The 18,707-nt window shown below is 69.6% G+C and carries 18 protein-coding genes; 12 read left to right on the top strand and 6 right to left on the bottom strand.

Annotated elements, in window-relative coordinates; all coding sequences use genetic code 11:
* Positions 1-53: 53 nt before the first annotated feature.
* On the bottom strand, positions 54-890 hold the full coding sequence (locus KB879_RS11165; RefSeq protein ID WP_013952912.1) for an IclR family transcriptional regulator: 837 nt from the start codon (positions 888-890) through the stop codon (positions 54-56).
* A gap of 134 nt (positions 891-1,024) precedes the next feature.
* Between KB879_RS11165 and KB879_RS11160 the strand changes: the two genes are divergently transcribed.
* Together KB879_RS11160 and KB879_RS11155 are read left to right on the top strand one after the other, a co-directional pair.
* Entirely contained in the window at positions 1,025-2,011 is a 987-nt protein-coding gene (locus KB879_RS11160; RefSeq protein ID WP_211981302.1) for a tripartite tricarboxylate transporter substrate binding protein, read from the top strand.
* A gap of 71 nt (positions 2,012-2,082) precedes the next feature.
* Positions 2,083-4,425 (top strand): cytochrome P450/oxidoreductase, encoded by a 2,343-nt coding sequence (locus KB879_RS11155; RefSeq protein WP_211981301.1) that lies wholly within the window; start codon positions 2,083-2,085, stop codon positions 4,423-4,425.
* Positions 4,426-4,436: 11 nt separating this feature from the next.
* On the opposite strand, the gene KB879_RS11150 is transcribed toward KB879_RS11155, so the two are convergent.
* On the bottom strand, positions 4,437-4,943 hold the full coding sequence (locus tag KB879_RS11150) for a GNAT family N-acetyltransferase (RefSeq protein WP_013952909.1): 507 nt from the start codon (positions 4,941-4,943) through the stop codon (positions 4,437-4,439).
* A 183-nt stretch (positions 4,944-5,126) separates the two neighbouring features.
* Here KB879_RS11150 and KB879_RS11145 point away from each other — a divergent pair, with 183 nt between their 5' ends.
* Positions 5,127-5,690, top strand: coding sequence for a hypothetical protein (locus KB879_RS11145; protein ID WP_153956210.1), 564 nt, complete (start codon positions 5,127-5,129; stop codon positions 5,688-5,690).
* Between the two features lie 21 nt (positions 5,691-5,711).
* On the opposite strand, the gene KB879_RS11140 is transcribed toward KB879_RS11145, so the two are convergent.
* On the bottom strand, positions 5,712-6,617 hold the full coding sequence (locus KB879_RS11140; RefSeq protein ID WP_041228863.1) for a LysR family transcriptional regulator: 906 nt from the start codon (positions 6,615-6,617) through the stop codon (positions 5,712-5,714).
* 213 nt (positions 6,618-6,830) lie between these two features.
* Between KB879_RS11140 and KB879_RS11135 the strand changes: the two genes are divergently transcribed.
* From KB879_RS11135 to KB879_RS11105, 7 genes are all read left to right on the top strand, one after another.
* On the top strand, positions 6,831-8,825 hold the full coding sequence (locus KB879_RS11135; protein WP_153956211.1) for an FUSC family protein: 1,995 nt from the start codon (positions 6,831-6,833) through the stop codon (positions 8,823-8,825).
* 26 nt (positions 8,826-8,851) lie between these two features.
* Positions 8,852-9,070, top strand: coding sequence for a DUF1656 domain-containing protein (locus KB879_RS11130; RefSeq protein WP_013952905.1), 219 nt, complete (start codon positions 8,852-8,854; stop codon positions 9,068-9,070).
* A complete protein-coding gene (locus KB879_RS11125) occupies positions 9,067-9,975 on the top strand; it encodes an HlyD family secretion protein (RefSeq protein WP_013952904.1) in 909 nt (302 codons plus the stop codon). The genes KB879_RS11130 and KB879_RS11125 overlap by 4 nt, the downstream gene beginning before the upstream one ends.
* Positions 9,972-11,435, top strand: coding sequence for an efflux transporter outer membrane subunit (locus tag KB879_RS11120; RefSeq protein ID WP_211981300.1), 1,464 nt, complete (start codon positions 9,972-9,974; stop codon positions 11,433-11,435). The genes KB879_RS11125 and KB879_RS11120 overlap by 4 nt, the downstream gene beginning before the upstream one ends.
* Before the next feature lie 181 nt (positions 11,436-11,616).
* A complete protein-coding gene (locus tag KB879_RS11115; RefSeq protein WP_249221282.1) occupies positions 11,617-11,970 on the top strand; it encodes a hypothetical protein in 354 nt (117 codons plus the stop codon).
* A gap of 88 nt (positions 11,971-12,058) precedes the next feature.
* Positions 12,059-12,265 carry a hypothetical protein gene (locus KB879_RS11110; protein ID WP_153956212.1) on the top strand — a complete coding sequence of 69 codons (207 nt, stop codon included), beginning with the start codon at positions 12,059-12,061 and terminating at the stop codon, positions 12,263-12,265.
* 105 nt (positions 12,266-12,370) lie between these two features.
* Positions 12,371-12,706 (top strand): cupin domain-containing protein, encoded by a 336-nt coding sequence (locus KB879_RS11105; protein ID WP_013952900.1) that lies wholly within the window; start codon positions 12,371-12,373, stop codon positions 12,704-12,706.
* Positions 12,707-12,717: 11 nt separating this feature from the next.
* On the opposite strand, the gene KB879_RS11100 is transcribed toward KB879_RS11105, so the two are convergent.
* A complete protein-coding gene (locus KB879_RS11100; protein WP_013952899.1) occupies positions 12,718-13,602 on the bottom strand; it encodes a LysR family transcriptional regulator in 885 nt (294 codons plus the stop codon).
* Between the two features lie 122 nt (positions 13,603-13,724).
* Between KB879_RS11100 and KB879_RS11095 the strand changes: the two genes are divergently transcribed.
* Entirely contained in the window at positions 13,725-14,156 is a 432-nt protein-coding gene (locus KB879_RS11095; RefSeq protein WP_010809388.1) for a VOC family protein, read from the top strand.
* Between the two features lie 17 nt (positions 14,157-14,173).
* Here the strand turns inward: KB879_RS11095 and KB879_RS11090 are convergent, their stop codons facing one another.
* Entirely contained in the window at positions 14,174-14,497 is a 324-nt protein-coding gene (locus KB879_RS11090; protein WP_211981298.1) for a thioredoxin family protein, read from the bottom strand.
* A gap of 126 nt (positions 14,498-14,623) precedes the next feature.
* Entirely contained in the window at positions 14,624-16,933 is a 2,310-nt protein-coding gene (locus KB879_RS11085; protein WP_211981296.1) for an ATP-dependent DNA helicase, read from the bottom strand.
* Between the two features lie 195 nt (positions 16,934-17,128).
* On the opposite strand from KB879_RS11085, the gene KB879_RS11080 reads away from it, so the two are divergent.
* On the top strand, positions 17,129-18,706 hold the full coding sequence (locus KB879_RS11080) for a fatty acid--CoA ligase (protein WP_211981293.1): 1,578 nt from the start codon (positions 17,129-17,131) through the stop codon (positions 18,704-18,706).
* The last annotated feature ends 1 nt before the right edge of the window (position 18,707 follow it).

Below are 18,707 nucleotides of genomic sequence, written 5' to 3'. Positions count from 1 at the left end.
GGCTTGGCCGTTCGCTGCTGGCCGATGGCGGCTTCACCGGCTGAGGGACCGGATCAGGCCCCGGGGTTGAACCCCAGCGCCGTGCTGACCGCGCGCGCCTCGCGCCGGACGGCGCTGCCGATGGGCCCGTCGATGGCGGGATCAAAACCGCCGGTGGCGCCCAGCGCCGTCAGCACCGCGCAGACGCGCCCGGTGTAGTCGCGCACCGGCGCCGCCACGGCGCTGATGCCGGTCAGGTTGGTGTCGCGCACCCAGGCGCAGTCGTCGGCCTGCACCGCGCGCCGCAGCGCGCCGATGGGGTCCCTGGCATCGAGCAACGCCAGCCGCGCCGCGCTGGCCGTGGCCAGTTCTTCTTCGGCCTGGGCATGCACGCGCTTTTCATCGAGCAGCCCCAGGAACACGCGCCCGGTGGCGGACCACAGCAATGGCATCACCGAACCCGCGCGCACGTTCACCGTCACCGGCAAACCCGGTTCCTCAAAGCGCATGATGGTCGGCCCCTTGTTGCCCATCACCGCGACAAAGCAGGTCACTTCCAGTGTTTCGCGCAGGCGCACCAGCGAGGCTTCGGCCAGCCGGATCGGGTCGGCCTGCCGCATCGCCGCCATGCCGATCTGCAGCGCCTCGAAGCCCAGATGGTATTGCTGCGTGCCCGCCTCCTGCGCCACTAGCCCCTCTTCCACCAGGCTGACCAAGTAGCGGTGCACCTTGGCCGGGCTTTCGTCGATATGCGCGGCCAGCGCGGTCAGGCTGGCGCGTCCGCCCAGCCGGGCCAGTCCCTTGAGCACCGCCATGCCGGTGACGGCCGATTGCACGCGCTGGCGGCGTTCGCGCGTGCGGGGTGCGTCGGCGGGTTCGATGGGAGGTTGGGCAGCTTTCGGTCGGGGCATGGCGGGAAGGTCCGGCAAACGGAGGTCATTTCAAGGTTAACCCGCATTTAATCATTACGCAATGCGTATATGATTTACGCAAAATAGAAACACCGGTGCTGTACACCGGGCTGACCAACAAGGAGACAAGCCCCATGCCCCGCCCCCACTTCAAGCGCCTGGCCATTGGCGCCCTGGCGCTGCCGATGCTGGCCGCCATCCCCGCGCACGCCGCCGAAGCCTACCCCGCCAAGCCGATCCGCTGGATCGTCCCCTACGCCGCCGGCGGCGGTTCGGACTTCCTCGCGCGCACCATCAGCCAGGGGCTGTCGGCCAAGGTCGGCCAGCCGGTGGTGGTGGACAACAAGCCGGGCGGCAATACCGCCATCGGCGCGGCCGAGACGGCGCGCTCGGCCGCCGACGGCTATACCGTGCTGTCGGCCGACAACGGCACACTGGTGTTCAACCCCGTGCTGTACAAATCGCTCTCCTACAACCCTGGCAAGGACCTGGCTCCGGTGACGCTGCTGGGCCGCTTCCCGATGATCCTGGTGGTGGGCGCGACCAGCCCGGTCAAGAGCGCCAAGGAGTTCATCGCGCAGACCAAGGCCACCCAGGGCGGCATCAACTACGGCTCGGCAGGCGCGGGCAGCCCGCACCACCTGGCGATGGAGCTGCTGAAGGTGGAAGCCGGCCTGTCGATGACGCATGCCCCCTACCGCGGCGCCGCGCCGGCGCTGTCGGACGTGGCCGCCGGGCAGGTGGTGGCGATGATGGTGGACTACGCCGCCGGCGCCGGCTTTATCAAGGGCGGCAAGGTCCGGCCGCTGGCGGTGGCCAATGCCACCCGGCTGCCGCAGTTGCCTGACGTGCCGACCTTTGCCGAGCTGGGCTACCCGCGCGTGGAAGCTGCCGCGCTGGTGGGCATGGTGGTGCCGGCCGGCACGCCGCCGGAGGTGGTCAACACGCTGAGCAAGGACGTGGTCGCGGCAATCCGTGAGCCCGCTGTCAACAAGCGGCTGGTGGAATTCGGCGTAGAGCCGGTCGGCAACTCGCCGGCGCAGTTCAGCGAGCTGCTGCGCAGCGAGTCCACCCGCTGGACCAAACTGATCCGCGACCTGAAGATCACGCTGGACAACTGAGTCCGGCGGCAACACCGAATGGCCGTCCGGCCCTGACCGGACGGCCCTGTTTTTCGCCAGGAGTACGCAGTATGGCCAAGCCCTCCCCCAGCGCCGCGCGCAGCGGCTGCCCGATCGACCACAGCGCCTTGACCGCGCCCAACGGCTGCCCGGTCAGCCACAACGCGGCGCAATTCGATCCCTTCGGCGACGGCTACCAGCAGGACCCGCCCGAATACGTGCGCTGGTCGCGCGAGCAGGAGCCGGTGTTCTACAGCCCCGCGCTGGGCTACTGGGTGGTCACGCGCTACCAGGACATCAAGGCGATCTTCCGCGACAACCTGACCTTCAGCCCGTCGATCGCGCTGGAGAAGATCACGCCCACCGGCGACGAGGCCAATGCCGTGCTGGCCTCCTATGGCTACGCCATGAACCGCACGTTGGTCAACGAGGACGAGCCCGCCCACATGCCGCGCCGGCGCGCGCTGATGGCACCGTTCACGCCCGCGGAACTGGCGCACCATGAGCCGCTGGTGCGCCGCCTGGCGCGCGAGTATGTCGACCGCTTTATCGACGATGGCCGCGCCGACCTGGTCGACCAGATGCTGTGGGAGGTGCCGCTGACCGTGGCCCTGCATTTCCTGGGCGTGCCCGAAGAGGACATGGACCTGCTGCGCCAGTACTCCATCGCCCATACCGTCAACACCTGGGGCCGGCCGAAGCCGGAGGAGCAGGTGGCTGTGGCGCATGCCGTGGGCAACTTCTGGCAGCTGGCGGGCCGCATCCTCGACAAGATGCGCGAGGATCCGTCCGGCCCGGGCTGGATGCAGTACGGCCTGCGCAAGCAGAAGGACCTGCCCGAGGTGGTCACCGACTCCTACCTGCATTCAATGATGATGGCCGGCATCGTCGCCGCGCACGAGACCACCGCCAATGCCTCGGCCAATGCCATCAAGCTGCTGCTGCAGCATCCGGATGCGTGGCGCGAGATCTGCGACGATCCATCGCTGATCCCCAATGCGGTGGAAGAATGCCTGCGCCACAACGGCTCCGTCGCCGCATGGCGGCGGCTGGTGACGCGCGACGCCGAAGTCGGCGGCATCCGCCTGCCGGCAGGCAGCAAGCTGCTGATCGTCACGTCTTCGGCCAACCATGACGAGCGCCATTTTGCCGATGCCGATCTGTTCGACATCCGCCGCGACAACGCCAGCGAGCAGCTGACCTTTGGCTACGGCTCGCACCAGTGCATGGGCAAGAACCTGGCGCGCATGGAGATGCAGGTCTTCCTGGAAGAACTGACACGCCGGCTGCCGCATATGCGCCTGGCCGGGCAGACCTTCACCTACGTGCCTAACACCTCGTTCCGCGGCCCGGAGCACCTGCTGGTGGAATGGGACCCCGCGCAGAACCCTGAGCGCCGCGACCCGGCGTTGCTCAGCGTGCACCAGCCGGTGCGCATCGGCGAGCCGTCCGCCCACACCATCGCCCGCACGGTGGTGGTCGAGTGCGTCACGCCCGCCGCCGACGGCGTGGTCCGGCTGCGGCTGGCGGCGCCTGACGGCAAGCCGCTGCCGCGTTGGGCGCCGGGCTCGCATATCGACGTGGAATGCGGCGATACCGGGCTGTCGCGCCAGTATTCGCTGTGCGGCGATCCGGACGACGCCGCGGCGCTGGAGATTGCGGTGCTGCGCGACCCCGACAGCCGCGGCGGCTCGGCCTGGGTGCATGGCAGCGTCCAGGCCGGCGACCGCCTGCACATTCGCGGGCCGCGCAATCACTTCCGTTTCGATGAAGGCTGCAAGCGCGCCATCTTTATCGCCGGCGGCATCGGCATCACGCCGGTCAGCGCGATGGCGCGGCGCGCCCGTGCGCTTGGCATCGATTACGAGTTCCACTACTGCGGCCGTTCGCGCCAGGCGATGGCGATGCTGGATGAACTGCAGGCCCTGCACGGTGCGCGGCTGCAAGTCCATGCCAGCGATGAAGACCAGCGCGCCGACTTCGGCAAGCTGCTGGCGCAGCCCGACCCGCGCACCCAGATCTACGCCTGCGGCCCGCAGCGCATGCTGGATGCGCTGGCCGAGTGCTGCGCGGCGTGGCCGGAAGATGCGCTGCGCGTGGAGCACTTCGTATCGAAGCTGGGCACGCTGGATGCGTCGAAGGAGCAGCCCTTTACCGTCGAGCTGAAGGACTCCGGCCTGGTCATGGAAGTCCCGGCCGGCCAGACCCTGCTGAGCGCGCTGCGCGGCGCCAATATCGACGTGCAGAGCGATTGCGAGGAAGGCCTGTGCGGGTCCTGCGAGGTGCGCGTGCTGGCCGGCCAGGTCGACCATCGCGACGTGGTGCTCACGCGCAGCGAGCGCGAGGCCAACCAGCGCATGATGGCGTGCTGCTCGCGCGCCTGTGGCGGCGGCCGGCTGGTGCTGGAGCTCTGAACGCCCGCCCGTCAGGCGGTGGCGTTGAAGGCGTCGTGGTATTGCACGCTGCCCGCCGGATAGCCATCGTCGAACGCCAGTGCCTGGAAGTACTCGGGCGGCACGCCGTCCAGCACCAGCCCGGGCCGCGCGGCAAAGCCGAAGCGGCCGTAGTAGGCGGGATCGCCCAGCAGCACGCAGCCGGCGGCGCCAAGACGGCGCAGGTCAGCCAGCGCCGCGTGCATCAGCTGTGAGCCGATGCCCTGCCCCTGCAGGTCCGGCGCCACCGAAATCGGGCCCAGTCCGTACCAGCCGGTCGCGCCGGATGAGACCGTCACCGGCGAAATCGCCACGTGTCCCACCAGCCTGTCGCCGGCCTGTGCGACCAGCGACACCGTCAGCTGGCCGGCGCGGCGCAGCGCATTGACGACGAACGCCTCGGTGTGGCTGGTGTGCGGCGCCGTCAGGAAGGCGGCGGTGGTCAGCTGCGCGATGGCGTCGGCGTCGGACGGCGACTCTGGGCGGATCTGCACGGACATGGCGGGACTCGGGACTTCGATCAGGTCCTAGGAACCCGGATTCTACGCTCCCCGTTCGCACGCATGCCGCGGCCGCCAGGGCAAGCCACCGTTGCGCCGTAGGACAACGCCTGACAACGGCAGCAACGCGCCAAGGCTAAAGTAGCAGCGCGAACCCCAAGGCAATCCCGTCCCCGTTGTGTCATGCGCCCTGCCCCTGCTGCCCCCGCTGCCCCCGCCGTCCCCGATCGCCATCCTTTGCGCCATGCCGCTGTGTGCCTGGGCCTGTCCCTGCTGGCTGCGCCACTTGCCGTTTCCGCCACCGTGGCTGCCCCGCCTGCGCCGTCCCCGCCACTGTCAGGGCTGGCCACGCTGCTGCTGGGCACCGTGCGCGGCAAGCCGACCGGCATGAACGGCGTGACCCGCCTGACCGCGGGCGATGTCGACCGTGAGCTGCGCATGGCCTGCCAGGAGCTGATGCGCGCCGGCCCGCTCGACCTGGACGACACCACCCGCTTCGACGGCTGCGTGACGCGGCCGGGCAAGATCGTCGAGTTCCAGCTGAAGGTTTCGGGGGTGGATGCCGCGCGTGACGATACCCGCGCGTTCATGGCGACGGCCAAGCCGATCCTGGAGCGCGGCATCTGCCGCAACCCGGATGTGCCGGTGCTCGGCAAGCTGGGGGTCAGGTTGCGCTACCACTACGTGGCCGGGCAGAAATCGCTGGTCTTGCTGGATATTCAGCCCGACCAGTGCCTGAAGAAGTGAGGCCGCCGCACGCGCGGCGGTTCAGGATCCTTTGCCGCCGCCCAGCACCTCATCGCAAACCGCCAGCCACGCCCGCGCCGCATGCGACAGGTAGCGTCCCGGCGACCAGATATGCGCCATGGTCCAGTCCATTGCCGGCTCGGTCAGCCGAGCCATGGCCAGCGTGCCCTGGCCCTGCAGGCGCTCAGCCAGCGGCTGTGGCAGGAAGGTAGTGCCCAGCCCCGCCGCCGCCATCGACGCCAGGAAATCCCAGTGCCCGCTGCGCGCCACCACGCGCGGCTCGATGCGTGCTTCCAGAAATGCCTGCCGCAGCTTGCGCGTCAGCGAGAAGTCATCGGTCAGCATCACCAGCGGCTCATCGCGCAGCGCCGCCAGCGTGACGGTGCGCCCGCGCGCCCAGGCGGCCTTGCGCGGCCCCACGGCCCAGATCGGGTAGCGGCCGAACTGGCGCGTTTCCAGCGCCAGGCCGCTGTCGCCCGGCAGCACCGTGGCGCCGACTTCGAGCTCGCCACTGGCCACCAGTTGCTCCACCACCTGCCCGCCGTGTTCGTCCAGGGTCAGCAACAGGTTGGGATAGCGCTGCCGGAAGGCGCTGACCGCCGGTGAAAAGAACAGGTTGACCATCGGCGGGATCCCCACCGTCAGCTGCCCCCGGCCCAGCGAGGACAGGTCGGACACCTCCAGCGTCAGCCGGTGCACCACGCCCAGCGCCTCCTGCCCGCGCTCGTAGACCACGCGGCCCACGTCGGTCAGCCGCACGCTCTTGCCTTCACGGATCAGCAGCGGCTGGCCGACCTCGTCCTCCAGCTGCTTGACCATCTTGCTGATGGTCGACTGGGTGACGAACAGCGAGGTCGCGGCCTGGGTAAAGCTGCGCAGCCGGGCAGTCTCGACGAAATAGCGCAGCGCGCGGATATCGATGGGCATGGTGCTGAGGGACGGCGGGCGTGCTGCCTGCAGGCCGCTTGCGCCATCCATGAACAAAGGGAATGGAAAGACCAATATTAAATCATGAATGGAATGCGAAAGGTTTGGCTACACTTCGCTTCCACACATCGCCCCCGCCCAACTGCGCCGCCAAATGAAGCGTGGAGCGGCAGGCCACGGTGTGCCCTCAACTCCTCCTGAAGACCCCGCTCCATGGCTAGCTGGCCGAATGCACGACAGTGGCTGTTCTCGCTGAAGGCATTCGCCGCCGCGATGCTGGCGCTATATATCGCGCTGGCGCTGGGCCTGCCGCGGCCGTACTGGGCCATGGCGACGGTGTACTTTGTTTCCCATCCCCTGACCGGCGCCACCCGTTCCAAGGCGGCCTACCGCGTGGCCGGCACGATGCTGGGTGCCACCGCCGCGGTGGCCACGGTGCCGCAGCTGGTCAACATGCCGATCGTGCTGATGGGTGCAATCGCGCTGTGGATCACCGTGCTGGTATACCTGTCGCTGCTGCAGCGCACGCCGCGCAGCTATGTTTACCTGCTGGCGGCCTACACCCTGCCGATCGTCGCGCTGCCGGCCGTCAGCGCACCGGCGCAGATCTTCGATATTGCCGTGGCCCGGATCGAGGAAATCGTGATCGGCATCGTCTGCGCCGGGCTGGTGGGCTCGGTCGTCTTCCCGGCCAAGGTGGCGCCCGCGCTGCGGTCCCGCGCCGCCACCTGGCTCGCCGACGCGGCGGCCTGGGCATCGGACATCCTCGCCGGCAGCCCGCGCGCCGACGACAGCCGCCACCGGCTCGCCGCCGACATCCTGGCGCTGGACCAGCTGGTCAGCCAGCTGGCCTATGACACCGAGGGCAGCCACACGCTGCGCCATGCCCGCGCGCTGCGCCAGCGCATGACCATGCTGATGCCGCTGCTGTCGTCGCTGGAGAGCGTGCTGCAGGCGCTGCGCAGCCATCCGGACGGCATGCCGCTGCCACTGCGCGAGGCCCTGGCTGCGACGACCGCCTGGCTGGCGACCGATGCTGCCACGCCGCCTCCGGTCGCCACGGGCGGCTGGCTTGCCAATGGCTGCACGGGCGAGGTCGACTGGCAAGCCCGCCTCGCTGCCACGGCGGCGGACCAGCTGCAGCGCCTGGGCACCTTGTACGCTGAATGCCGGGCGCTGCAGCAAGGCATCGGCGACCGCAGTGCCGGCGCGCCGATGCGACGCGGCGACCCGGCCCCGGAGGCTGCCGGCCATCACCACGACCACGGCATGCTGCTGTTCGGCGCCATGTCCAGCGGCCTGGCTGTTTTCTGCGCGGGGCTGCTGTGGATCTTCTCGGGCTGGGAGGACGGCGCCGGCGCGGTCGCGGTGGCATCGATCGCCTGCTGCTTCTTTGCGGCCATCGACGAGCCGCGCCGCATGGCCGGCGCCTTCCTGCGCTGGAGCACGATCTGCCTGCTGGTGTCGTCCGGCTACCTGTTCCTGGTGGTGCCGCACGCGCACACCTTTGAAGCGCTGGCCGCGATGCTGGCGCTGCCCTACCTCGGTATCGGCCTGCTGATCGCGCGCCCGGGCTTCCAGTTGATTGCGATGCTGCTGTCGGTGAACACGGCGTCGTTCGCCAACGTGCAGGCCGTATTCGATGCGGATTTCCTCGGCACCTTCAATACCTGCCTGGCCAGCGCCGCGGCAATGCTGTTCGCGCCGCTGTGGTCGATGGCGGTACGCCCGTTCGGCGCGCGGGCGGCGGCGCACCGGCTGGTGCGCGCCAGCTGGCAGGACCTGGCCCAGGCCGCCACGCTGCGCGCGGCCGATGGTGATGCGCGGCTGGGCGCGCGCATGCTCGACCGGCTCGGCCAACTGGTGCCGCGGCTGGGGGCTGCCGGCGATCCCTTGTCGTCCGATGGCTTTCATGCGCTGCAAGTCGGCTACTGCGCGCTGGCGCTGCAGAAAGCGCTGCCGGCCTTGCCGCCCGCGGCGCGCAAGCCGGTGCGCCGCGTGCTGGCCGCGGTGGCCCGGCATTTCCGGGCACGGCTGCGCGCGGGCCATGCCGTGCCGGCGCCGGCGGGACTGGCCGGCTGGGTGGCCGACGCCATCGCCGGCGTGGCCGCGCTGCCCGCAGGTGGCCGCTCTGACCACCGCGGCACGCTTGGCGCGCTGGTGGTGCTGCAGGTCACGCTGCAGCCTGGCCCGGCGGCTGCCCGCTGATCTCCCCAACTTTCCGCTGCCGCCGAATGCTCAGTGAAATCGATCTCTATGGCGTCTTCGTGCCAGGCGTGCTGGTGCTGATGGTGCTGGCCTTCGCCGTCACTACCGCGATCCGCATGGTGCTGGCCGCGCTGGGCTGCTACCGGCATATCTGGCACCGCTCGCTGTTCAATCTTTCCCTTTACGTGATCGTCCTTGGCGCCGTGGCCGCAGTCTTTGTCGCGGTGCCGGGACTGCCTTCATGACCTTCCGACTCCGCCCCCTGCTTCCCTTGCTGCCAACGCTGCTGGCCGCCATCGCCGCCCTGCTGGTGCTGCGCCACCTGTGGGACTACTACACGGCCGCGCCATGGACCCGCGACGGACACGTACGTGCCGACATCATCCAGGTGGCGCCCGATGTGTCCGGGCTGGTCACGCGCGTGCTGGCGCGCGACAACCAGCGCGTGCAGCAAGGCGAAGTCCTGTTCGAGATCGATCGCGACCGCTACGCGCTGGCCCTGCAGCAGGCACTGGCCACGGTAGCGACGCAGCGCGCCGCGCTGGCGCAGGCGCGACGCGAAGCCGCGCGCAACCGCAATCTCGACGGCCTGGTTGCTGCCGAAGTCGCGGAACAGGGGCGTGCCCGCGTGGAGCAAGGCGAAGCCGCGCTGGCGCAGGCCGAAGCCGCGGTGCGGCTGGCCCGGCTGAACCTGGAGCGCACCAGCGTGCGCAGCCCGGTGGCGGGCTACCTCAACGACCGGCTGCCGCGCCTGGGCGACTATGTCTCGACCGGCCGCCCGGTGCTGTCGATGGTCGACGCCGGTTCCTTCCACGTGGAAGGCTATTTCGAGGAAACCAAGCTGCACCGGATCCGCATCGGCAGCCCGGTCGACGTGCATATCATGGGCGAGCCCCGGCACCTGCGCGGGCACGTGCAGAGCATCGCCGCCGGCATCGAGGACCGCGACCGCAGCGCGGGCTCAAACCTGCTGCCCAACGTCAACCCGACCTTCAACTGGGTGCGGCTGGCACAGCGCGTGCCGGTGCGCATCGTGCTGGAGGACGTGCCCACGGATGTGCGCCTGGTCTCCGGCCGCACCGCGACTGTGGCCGTTCGCGAAGCTAGGCGCGACGATGACGCCAGCCGCCGCGCGGGGCCGCGGTCGTGAGGCCGCGCCGTCTCTGGCTGGCGTGCGCCGCGGCCTGCCTGTGCGCCTGCACCACCGTGGGCCCGGACTATCGCGTGCCCGATCATGCGGCGGTGCGCACGCCCGCGGCCAACGGCCCGTTGCAGGGCGCCGAAGCGCACGGTGTGGCCATCGCGCCCGTGCCCGACGACTGGTGGCGGCTCTATGACGACGCGCGGCTCGACCAGCTGGTCGAACAGGCGCTGGCCGCCAACACCGACATCCGCGCCGCCAGCGCCAACCTGCGCCGCGCGGTGGCGCTGCTGCACGAGGTGGAGTCCGAGAACCTGCCCCAGGGCGGCGCCAGCGCCAGCGCATCGCGAGCGCAGCTGTCGGCCGAGAGCTTCCTGCAGACCACCAAGCCACCGGTATTCAACCTGGGGGACTTCGGTTTCGGCGTGTCCTACCTGATCGACTTCTTCGGCAAGCTCGCCCGCGCCGACGAGGCCGCGCTGGCCGGCGCCGAAGCCAGCGAGGCCACGCTCGACATGGTGCGCATCACCGTGGCAGCACAGACCGTGCGCGCCTACGTGCAGGGCTGCGCCGCCACGCATGACCTCGCCGCCGCCACGCTGCAGCTCGCGGTACAGCAACGCACGCTGGACGCCACCGGCCGCTTGGTCGCCGCCGGCCGCGGCGAGCCCGCCGACGCAGCGCGCGAGCGCGCCCGCACCGAAGCGCTGCGCGCTGCCTTGCCAACGCTGGAAGCCGCGCGTAGCGCCGCCCGCCACCGGCTGGCGCTGCTGCTGGGCAAACCGCCTGCGGCACTGCCAGAGGCCGAGGTGGACTGCTATGCGGAACCCACGCTGCGTGCGCCGCTGCCCGTGGGCGACGGCGCCGCGCTGCTCAGGCGCCGGCCCGATATCCGGCAGGCGGAACGCGAACTGGCCGCGGCCACCGCTCGCATCGGCGTGGCCACGGCGGACCTGTATCCATCGATCCGCATCGGCGCCAGCGCCGGGCTGACCGGCGTGCTGAGCCACCTTGGCAGCGGCCCGACGGCGCGCTGGAGCGTGGGGCCGCTGCTGAGCTGGTCGCTGCCGACCAACGGCGTGCGCCATCGCATCCACGGGCATGAAGCCGCGGCCGACGCCGCCCTGGCGCGCTTTGACGGCGCGGTGCTGCGCGCGCTGCAGGAAACGGAAACGGCGTTGTCGGCCTACACGCGTGAACTGGAACGACACGAAGCCCTGCACGCGGCGCGTGAACAGGCCGCCGAAGCAGCGCGGCTGCAGCGCCGCCTGCAGCAGGCGGGGCGCATCCCGTACCTGGCACGCCTGGACGCCGAGCGCACGCTGGCCGATGCAGAGGCCGCACTGGCTGCGTCTGAAGGCCATGTCGCCGCGCGCCAGGTTGACCTGTTCCTCGCGCTCGGCGGGGGTTGGCAGGCCGCGCGCAAGGTGGCTGACGCCAATGCGACTGGTGATGAAAAAAACGACTGATCTTTCGACGTTTAAATCATCACAGGAATGGATCAGCCTGACTAAACTTCGTCCTGTGCCGCGCGCTTCCCACGCGACGGCACCGCCCAAAAGGCGAACCCGGACGGCGCGGGAGGCAGATCCGCCATCCCCGCGCGGCCCCTCGCGGGCCATGCCGTCCACCTACCCAAAAACAGCAGACATGCATAAAAACGCTCTCAAAGCCCTCCTTGCCACGACCCTCTCGATCGCAGCACTCGGTGCCGCCGCACTGGCCAGCCCTGCCATGGCGCAAGGCCTGAACGACCGCGGCGTCGCCGCCGACCGCTACGGCTACAACCTGCACAACGGCAAGCGCGACCCGTTCACCGACGGCGCGCACGTCAATGGCAAGCGTGACCCGTTCACCGATGGCGCCCGCGTCAACGACCGGCGCGACCCCTTCACCGACGGCGCCAACCGCGCTGCCGCCGCCATGGAAGTGGCGGGCATGGACCGCAGCGGCGTGTCGGCACCTCCGGCCCATAGCGGCTCGCGCGCTTCGGCTGCCGCCTGACCGGCGCCTGCTCGCGCCACGGCAGCCGCCGTGGCGTGTCGACGGGGCGCACGGCCCCGTCTCTTCTCCGTTGCTCCTGAAGACCCTCATGAAAACCATCCTGTTCGCGCTGCTCGGCCTTGGCGCCCTGGCCGCGTCTTTTCCCGCTGCCGCCGGTCCTGACTGGGCTGTGATCGAGCGCGGCCGCGCCGCTGCCAGAACCGCTGCCGAGCGCACCGCACAAGCCCGCAATGCCACGCCTTGCGCACAGGCGGACGTTGCCGCGTCGGCGGCTTCGCCGGTTACATCACGCTGAGTACTACTGAGGTGCGCGCTCCGGTGCTAGATTGAGAAGGCGTGCCGCCGCCAGGCGCCGGCCGTGCCTGACAAGCCACCCCACCAGAAGAGCGAGGAGCCGCGCATGTCCCTTCCCCATCTTGCATCCGGACAGATCGCCAGCGTGCTGCCACTGGGCACACGGCTGGACCAGACCGCCACCCAGGCCCTGTTCAAGGAAGGCCCGCTGGAAGTGATGCGGCTGGTGCTGAAGGCGGGCAAGCATGTGCCGCCCCATGCAGTGGATGGCCCGATGACCGTGCAATGCCTGGAAGGCGAGGTGCGCGTGCGGGTGGACGGCGCCGAGCGCCAGCTGCACCAGGGCGACCTGCTCTACCTGGGGCCGAGCGTGCGCTACGACGTGACCGCCATCTCCGATGCCTCGGTGCTGGTCACGTTGGTCCTGCCCGGCAGCCGCTGAGTCGTCCGGCCTTACGCCACGACAGGCTGCCAGCGCGCGCTGGCGGCCACAAAGGCATCGATCAGCGCCGCCACCGGCTCGCGGCGCAGTGCCGATTCGCGCACCAGCACGCCTACGTCGCGATAGAGCGGCCCGCCCGCCAAGGGCGCCTGCACCACGCCCGCGGACTGCTGCAATGGCACCAGTTCGGACGGGATGATGGCGCAACCCAGGCCCGCTGCCACCATCTGCAGGATCACCGCAGGCTCATCCAGCTCCATCCCTTCCCTGACCCATAGCCGCTGCCGCTTCAGGTAGCCGTCCACCAGCTGCCCGCCGGTGCTGTGGCGGTTGTAGCGAATGAACGGAAGCGTCTCCAGCAGCGCGCGCAGGTCTGCAGGCGCGCCGGCGGGACCAATGCCAACAAAGCCCTCGCGCACCAGCGGCACCCACTTGAGGTCTGGCGGAAAGCCCAGCCGCGGCCGGATCAGCACGGCGATGTCCAGCTCGCGCGCATCCACCTGCGTCAGCAGCTGGGTGGACATGCCCGGCACCACATTGACGTGCGAGTCCGGAAAGCGCCCCCGGAAATGCCGCATCGCATCCGCCAGCAAGGTGGCCTGGACCGTAGACACCGCGCCCAGCTCCACCGGCGCGGCGTCGGCGTGCGGGCCGGCGCGGTCCTTCATCGCGGCATAGAGCTCGACAAAGCGCCGCGCCTCCGGCACCAGCCGGCGCCCGGCTTCGCTGAGCGCGACCGACTTGCCGGTGCGATCGAAGAGTACGCAGTCCAGGTCCTCTTCCAGCCGCCGGATCTGCGTGCTGACGGCCGACTGCGTCAGCGCCAGCCGCGCCGCGGCGGCGGAAAACGAGCCAGTCTCGGCGGCCACTAGGAAGGTCTGGAAGTAGCGGATCATCTATCGAAAAGTCTGATGCTCAGAGCAAAAATGATTCGCTTCATATTACGGGTTGTGCTGGCTACAATCAACGCGCAGGCCAACGCCTGCCCGCATACCGACCCCCGACAAAGGCCCCCCGCATGAGCGCGACTTCCTCTATCCCCCTGTTCCACCTGGCTTTCCCCGTGCGCGACCTGGCCGAGGCAAGGCGCTTCTATGGCGACTTGCTTGGCTGCCCCGAAGGGCGCAGTTCCGAGGCCTGGGTGGACTTCAATTTCTATGGCCACCAGGTGGTGGCGCACCTGTCGCCCGAGGAATGTGGACACCGCGCCACCAGCGCCGTCGATGGCGATGACGTGCCGGTGCGGCACTTCGGCGCGATCCTGCCGATGGCCGAATGGGAGGCCCTGGCCGAGCGGCTGCGCGCGGCGGGCACGCAGTTCGTGATCGAGCCGCATGTGCGCTTCAAGGGCCAGGTTGGCGAGCAGGCCACCATGTTCTTCCTGGACCCGTCGGGCAATGCGCTGGAGTTCAAGGCCTTTGGCGACCTGAGCCAGGTGTTTGCCAAGTAAGGCAGCGCGCGGCCGGGCTATGCAATGCGGCGCATGGCCTCGCGGATCGGGTCGGACTCGGTCGGGCGCACCAGCCGCGCCACTTCCCGCCCGTCGCGCAGGAACACCAGCGTCGGCCACAGCTTGATGTGAAACGACCGGCCAAGCCGGCGCCCGCTGCCGTCCTCGATCTTGAGATGGCGCAACGCCGGATGCACGGCAAAGGCCTCGGCCAGCGCCGGCTGGGCGCGCTGGCAGTAGCCGCACCACGGGGCGCCGAATTCCAGCACGGTGGCGCCCGGCAGCGCATCCACTTCCGTGCGGGTCGGCTCGGTGGCCGCGTATTGTTGGGTCATGGGCATGGATCTGGTCCTTTCGCGATAGCTGGCACTGATGCCATCCGCATGCCTGCCAGATTCGTTCCAGCGGCAACTCCGGGCAGGCACCGCGCAAAGAGGATGCCCCAGACCGGCCCGGCTGTGTAATTTCTACGCCGCCGTGGCGATTTCCCACCATGCCGGCAGCAGCTCGCGCACTTCGGCCGCGGCAAAGCGGTCGTCGATCAGATAGACCACGCCCTGGTCCTGCTGCGTGCGGATGACCCGGCCTGCCGCCTGCACCACCTTGCGCAGCCCGGGATACAGGTAGGCATAGGCATATCCCTGCCCGAACACCTGCTGCATGCGCGCGCGGAACTGCTCGTTGACCGCGTTGAACTGTGGCAGCCCCAGCGTGGCAACGAAGGCGCCGATCAGGCGCTCGCCGGGCAGGTCCACGCCTTCGGCAAAGGCGCCGCCCAGCACCGCAAAGCCGATGCCCTCGCCGCCTTCCGCAAACGTATCCAGGAACGCCGCCTGCGCGGCTTCGTCCATGCCCCGCGACTGCACCCAATGCGGGATGTCGGGGTGAGACTGAGCGAAGCGGGCCACGGCTTGTTGCAGGTATTCATGGCTGCTGAAGAACGCCAGGTAGTTGCCGCGCCGCGCGCGGAACTGGCCGGCCATCAGCGCGACGATGGCCGGCAGCGATTGTTCGCGCCGCGCATAGCGGGTGGAGATGCGCGCTGCAATCCGCACCGACAGTTGCTCGGCGCGGAACGGCGATGGCACTTGCACCCGCGCGCAATCGGCAGGCAAACCCAGCGTATCGAGGTAATAGGCGGCAGGATCGAGCGTCGCGGAGAACAGCGTGACCGAATGCGCGGCGGCAAAGCGCGGGCGCAGGAACGGGGCCGGGATGACATTGCGCAGGCACAGCCACGCATGGTGGCCGCGGCCGCTGCGCGGCACGCGCTGGATATCGAACAGCGAATGCGCGTCGAGCTGCTCGGCCAGGCGGCCAAAATGCAGCGCATCGAAATAGAAGCGCTGCAGCGCCGGATCCTGCGCGCCTGGATGCTCGGTCATATGCGTCAGTGCCGCCGCGCAGCATTCGTCCAGCGCGCGGCGCAAGGCGGCGGGCACTTCGGGCAGGACTTCGTAGGCGTCATCACTCTGGCGCGCCAGCGTGCTCCATTGTCGGGCCAGCCGCGTCAATGGCTTGCGCACGACGGCCGGCGCGCTGCGGCGCACCTCGCGCAGCGATTGGGGGTCGAGTTCCGCGGTGTACATGGCGCGGCCGCGCTCGACCAGGTTGTGGGCCTCGTCCACCAGCACGCTGGCGCGCCAGCCATTGGCCGCGGTCAGCGCGTACAGCAACGCGCTGCGGTCGAAGTAGTAGTTGTAGTCGGCCACCACCACGTCGCTCCAGCGCACCAGTTCCTGCGACAGATAGTAAGGGCAGATCCCGTGTGCCAACGCCAGCGTGCGCACTGCGGCGCGGTCGCGCACCGGCACGCCGCGCGCGGCTTCGCGTGCTGCCGGCAGGCGGTCATAGAAGCCGCGCGCCAGCGGGCAGGACTCGCCATGGCAGGCCAGCTCCGGATGCTCGCAGGCCTTGTCGCGGGCCACCAGCTCCAGCACATGCAGCGGCTGCGCGCCATGGCCGCGCAGCGCATTGGCGGCGTGCAGCGCCACGCCGCGCCCGGTGGAGCGGGCCGACAGGAAGTAGACCTTGTCGATGCCCTGCCCCGGCATGGCCTTGAGCACCGGGAACAGCGTGCCGACCGACTTGCCGATGCCGGTGGGCGCCTGCGCCAGCAGGTGGCGGCCCGCGCGGTTGGCGTTGTAGACCGCCTGCGCCAGTTCGCGCTGGCCCGGGCGGAAACCCTGGTGCGGAAAGGCCAGCTGCGCCAGCGCGCCATCGCGTGCCTGCCGATGGGCCAGTTCCGCCTGCGCCCAGTGCAGGAACTGCTCGCAGGTCTGCACGAAGAAGGCTTCAAGCGCCTGCGCAGTGAAGTGCTCCGCGACCGGGTGCTCGCGCTGGCTGATGATGTCGAAATAGACCACCGCGATCTCCAGCCCGGGCAGCCCCAGCTTGCGGCATAACAGGCAGCCGTAGACCTTGGCCTGCGCCCAGTGCAGGTGGCGGTGGTTGTCCGGCACGGCGGCATCGCCGCGCACGGTCTTGATTTCTTCCAGCCGGTTGGCGGCGGGATCGTAGCCATCGGCGCGGCCGCGCACATGCAAGGGGCCGAAATCGGCGGCAAGCGCCACCTCGGCCTGGTAGCCCTCCACGCGCCGGCTGGTCACTACGGCATGCCCGGCCACGCCCTCCTGCGACGATGGCGTCGGCACGAAGCGCAGGTCCAGGTCACCCGCCTTGGCAGTGAACTCGCACAGCGCGCGCACGGCCACCACGTAGGCCGGAGCGGCTGGCGTGGCAGGCGGGGCTGGAATGGGCGGCGGGACGGCAGACACAGGAACGGGGCGCGGCAATAACTGTATGAATATACAGTATCACGCAAGGGCGTTACCGCGTGACGGCCGCTCCGGCATAAGGAAAGAGCAAAACGTTATTTCCATGTGCCCCACCCGCCGCTCTATATTGTCTGGCTTACAAGACAACAACTACCTGCCGGCAAGCCGGCGGCGGACCATGACCGGAGCACAACCTTGACCCGCGGCATCACCCTTGGCGACACCCTCTCCTGGCCCGCGCGCTATCTGCCGCGCAAGACCGCGCTGGTCAGCGGCATCGGTGCCAGTCGACGCGCGTGGACGTATGCGGAGCTCGATGCCGAGGTCAACCGCCACGCGCACGCGCTGCAGTCGCTGGGGATCGGCAAGGGCGACGTGGTCGCGGCCTTCCTCTACAACACCCCGGCCTTCGTCTTCACGCTGCTGGCCACGGCGCGCATTGGCGCGGTCTACAACCCGGTCAACTACCGCCTGGCTGCGCAGGAACTGGCCTACATCCTGAACGATGGCGGCGCCAAGGCAGTGCTGTTCGAGCAGGAAGGCGCGGGCGTGGTGGAGAAGGCCGCCGAACTGGCGCCAGGCACCGCGCTGCGTATCTATGCCGACCCCGATGCCGCGCCCGCCTTCGCCACGCACCGGCTCGACACGCTGGCCGCGGGCCAGCCGGCCACGCCGCCCGCGGTGACGGTCCATGAAGACGACCCCTGCATCCTGATGTACACCAGCGGCACCACCGGCCGCCCCAAGGGCGTGGTGCACACCCATCGCAGCAAGCTGCAGCATAACGCGATGATGCACCAGGCCATGACGCTGTCGCGCGAGGACGTGGGCCTGTCGGTCGCGCCGCTGAACCATACTGCCGAGCTGCATACCAGCTTCCTGCCCCGCCTGCAGGTCGGCGCGACGCAGGTGCTGCAGCGCCGCTTCGACGCGGGCGAGGCCTGGCAACTGGTGGAAAGCGAACGCGTCACGCATTTCTTTGCCGCCCCAACCATGGTGGGCATGCTGCTGAACCATCCGGATGCCGACGCACGCGACGTGTCTTCGCTGCGGCTGGTCGAATACGGCGGCGCATCGATGGCGCCGCACCTGATCCGCGAGTGGGACCGCAAGGTCGGCGCCGGGCTGGTGCAGGTGTACGGCACCACGGAGATGGGCCCGTGCATGTCGGTGCTTTACCCACATGAGCAGCTGAGCCACGCTGGCTCGGCAGGCCTGCCCGCGCTCGGCCATGAACTGGTGGTGGCCAGGCTGCGCGACGACGGCGAGCCGACCGACCCCTTGCAGCCGTGCGCGCCGGGCGAAGTCGGCGAAGTGCTGGTGCGTGGCCCCTGCATGATGCAGGGCTACCTGAACCGCCCGGATGCCAATGCGCGCGCGCTCGCGCACGGCTGGTACCACACCGGCGACCTCGGCAGCCTGGATGCGGACGGCTACCTGTGGATCCGCGACCGCATCGACTACATGATCAATTCCGGCGCGGAGAACGTCTATCCGCGCGAGGTGGAAGACGCACTGATCGAACACCCAGCCGTGCTGGAGGTAGCCGTGCTGGGCGAACCCGATCCGACCTGGGGCCAGGTGGTCGGCGCCTATGTGGTGACGCGCGGCGACGCACCGGTCAGCGCGGCGCAGCTCGACGCCTTCCTGCTGCAGGGTGACCGGCTGGCAGCCTACAAGCGCCCGCGCCGCTATCACTTCCTGGACGCATTGCCCAAGACCACCAGCGGCAAGATCCAGAAGCACATGCTGCGCGCCGGCGCCACGGCCTGAG

The organism is Cupriavidus sp. KK10, assembly GCF_018223725.1.
In the GTDB taxonomy this organism is placed as follows: domain Bacteria; phylum Pseudomonadota; class Gammaproteobacteria; order Burkholderiales; family Burkholderiaceae; genus Cupriavidus; species Cupriavidus necator.
This window is presented reverse-complemented; position numbering and strand designations above follow the sequence as displayed.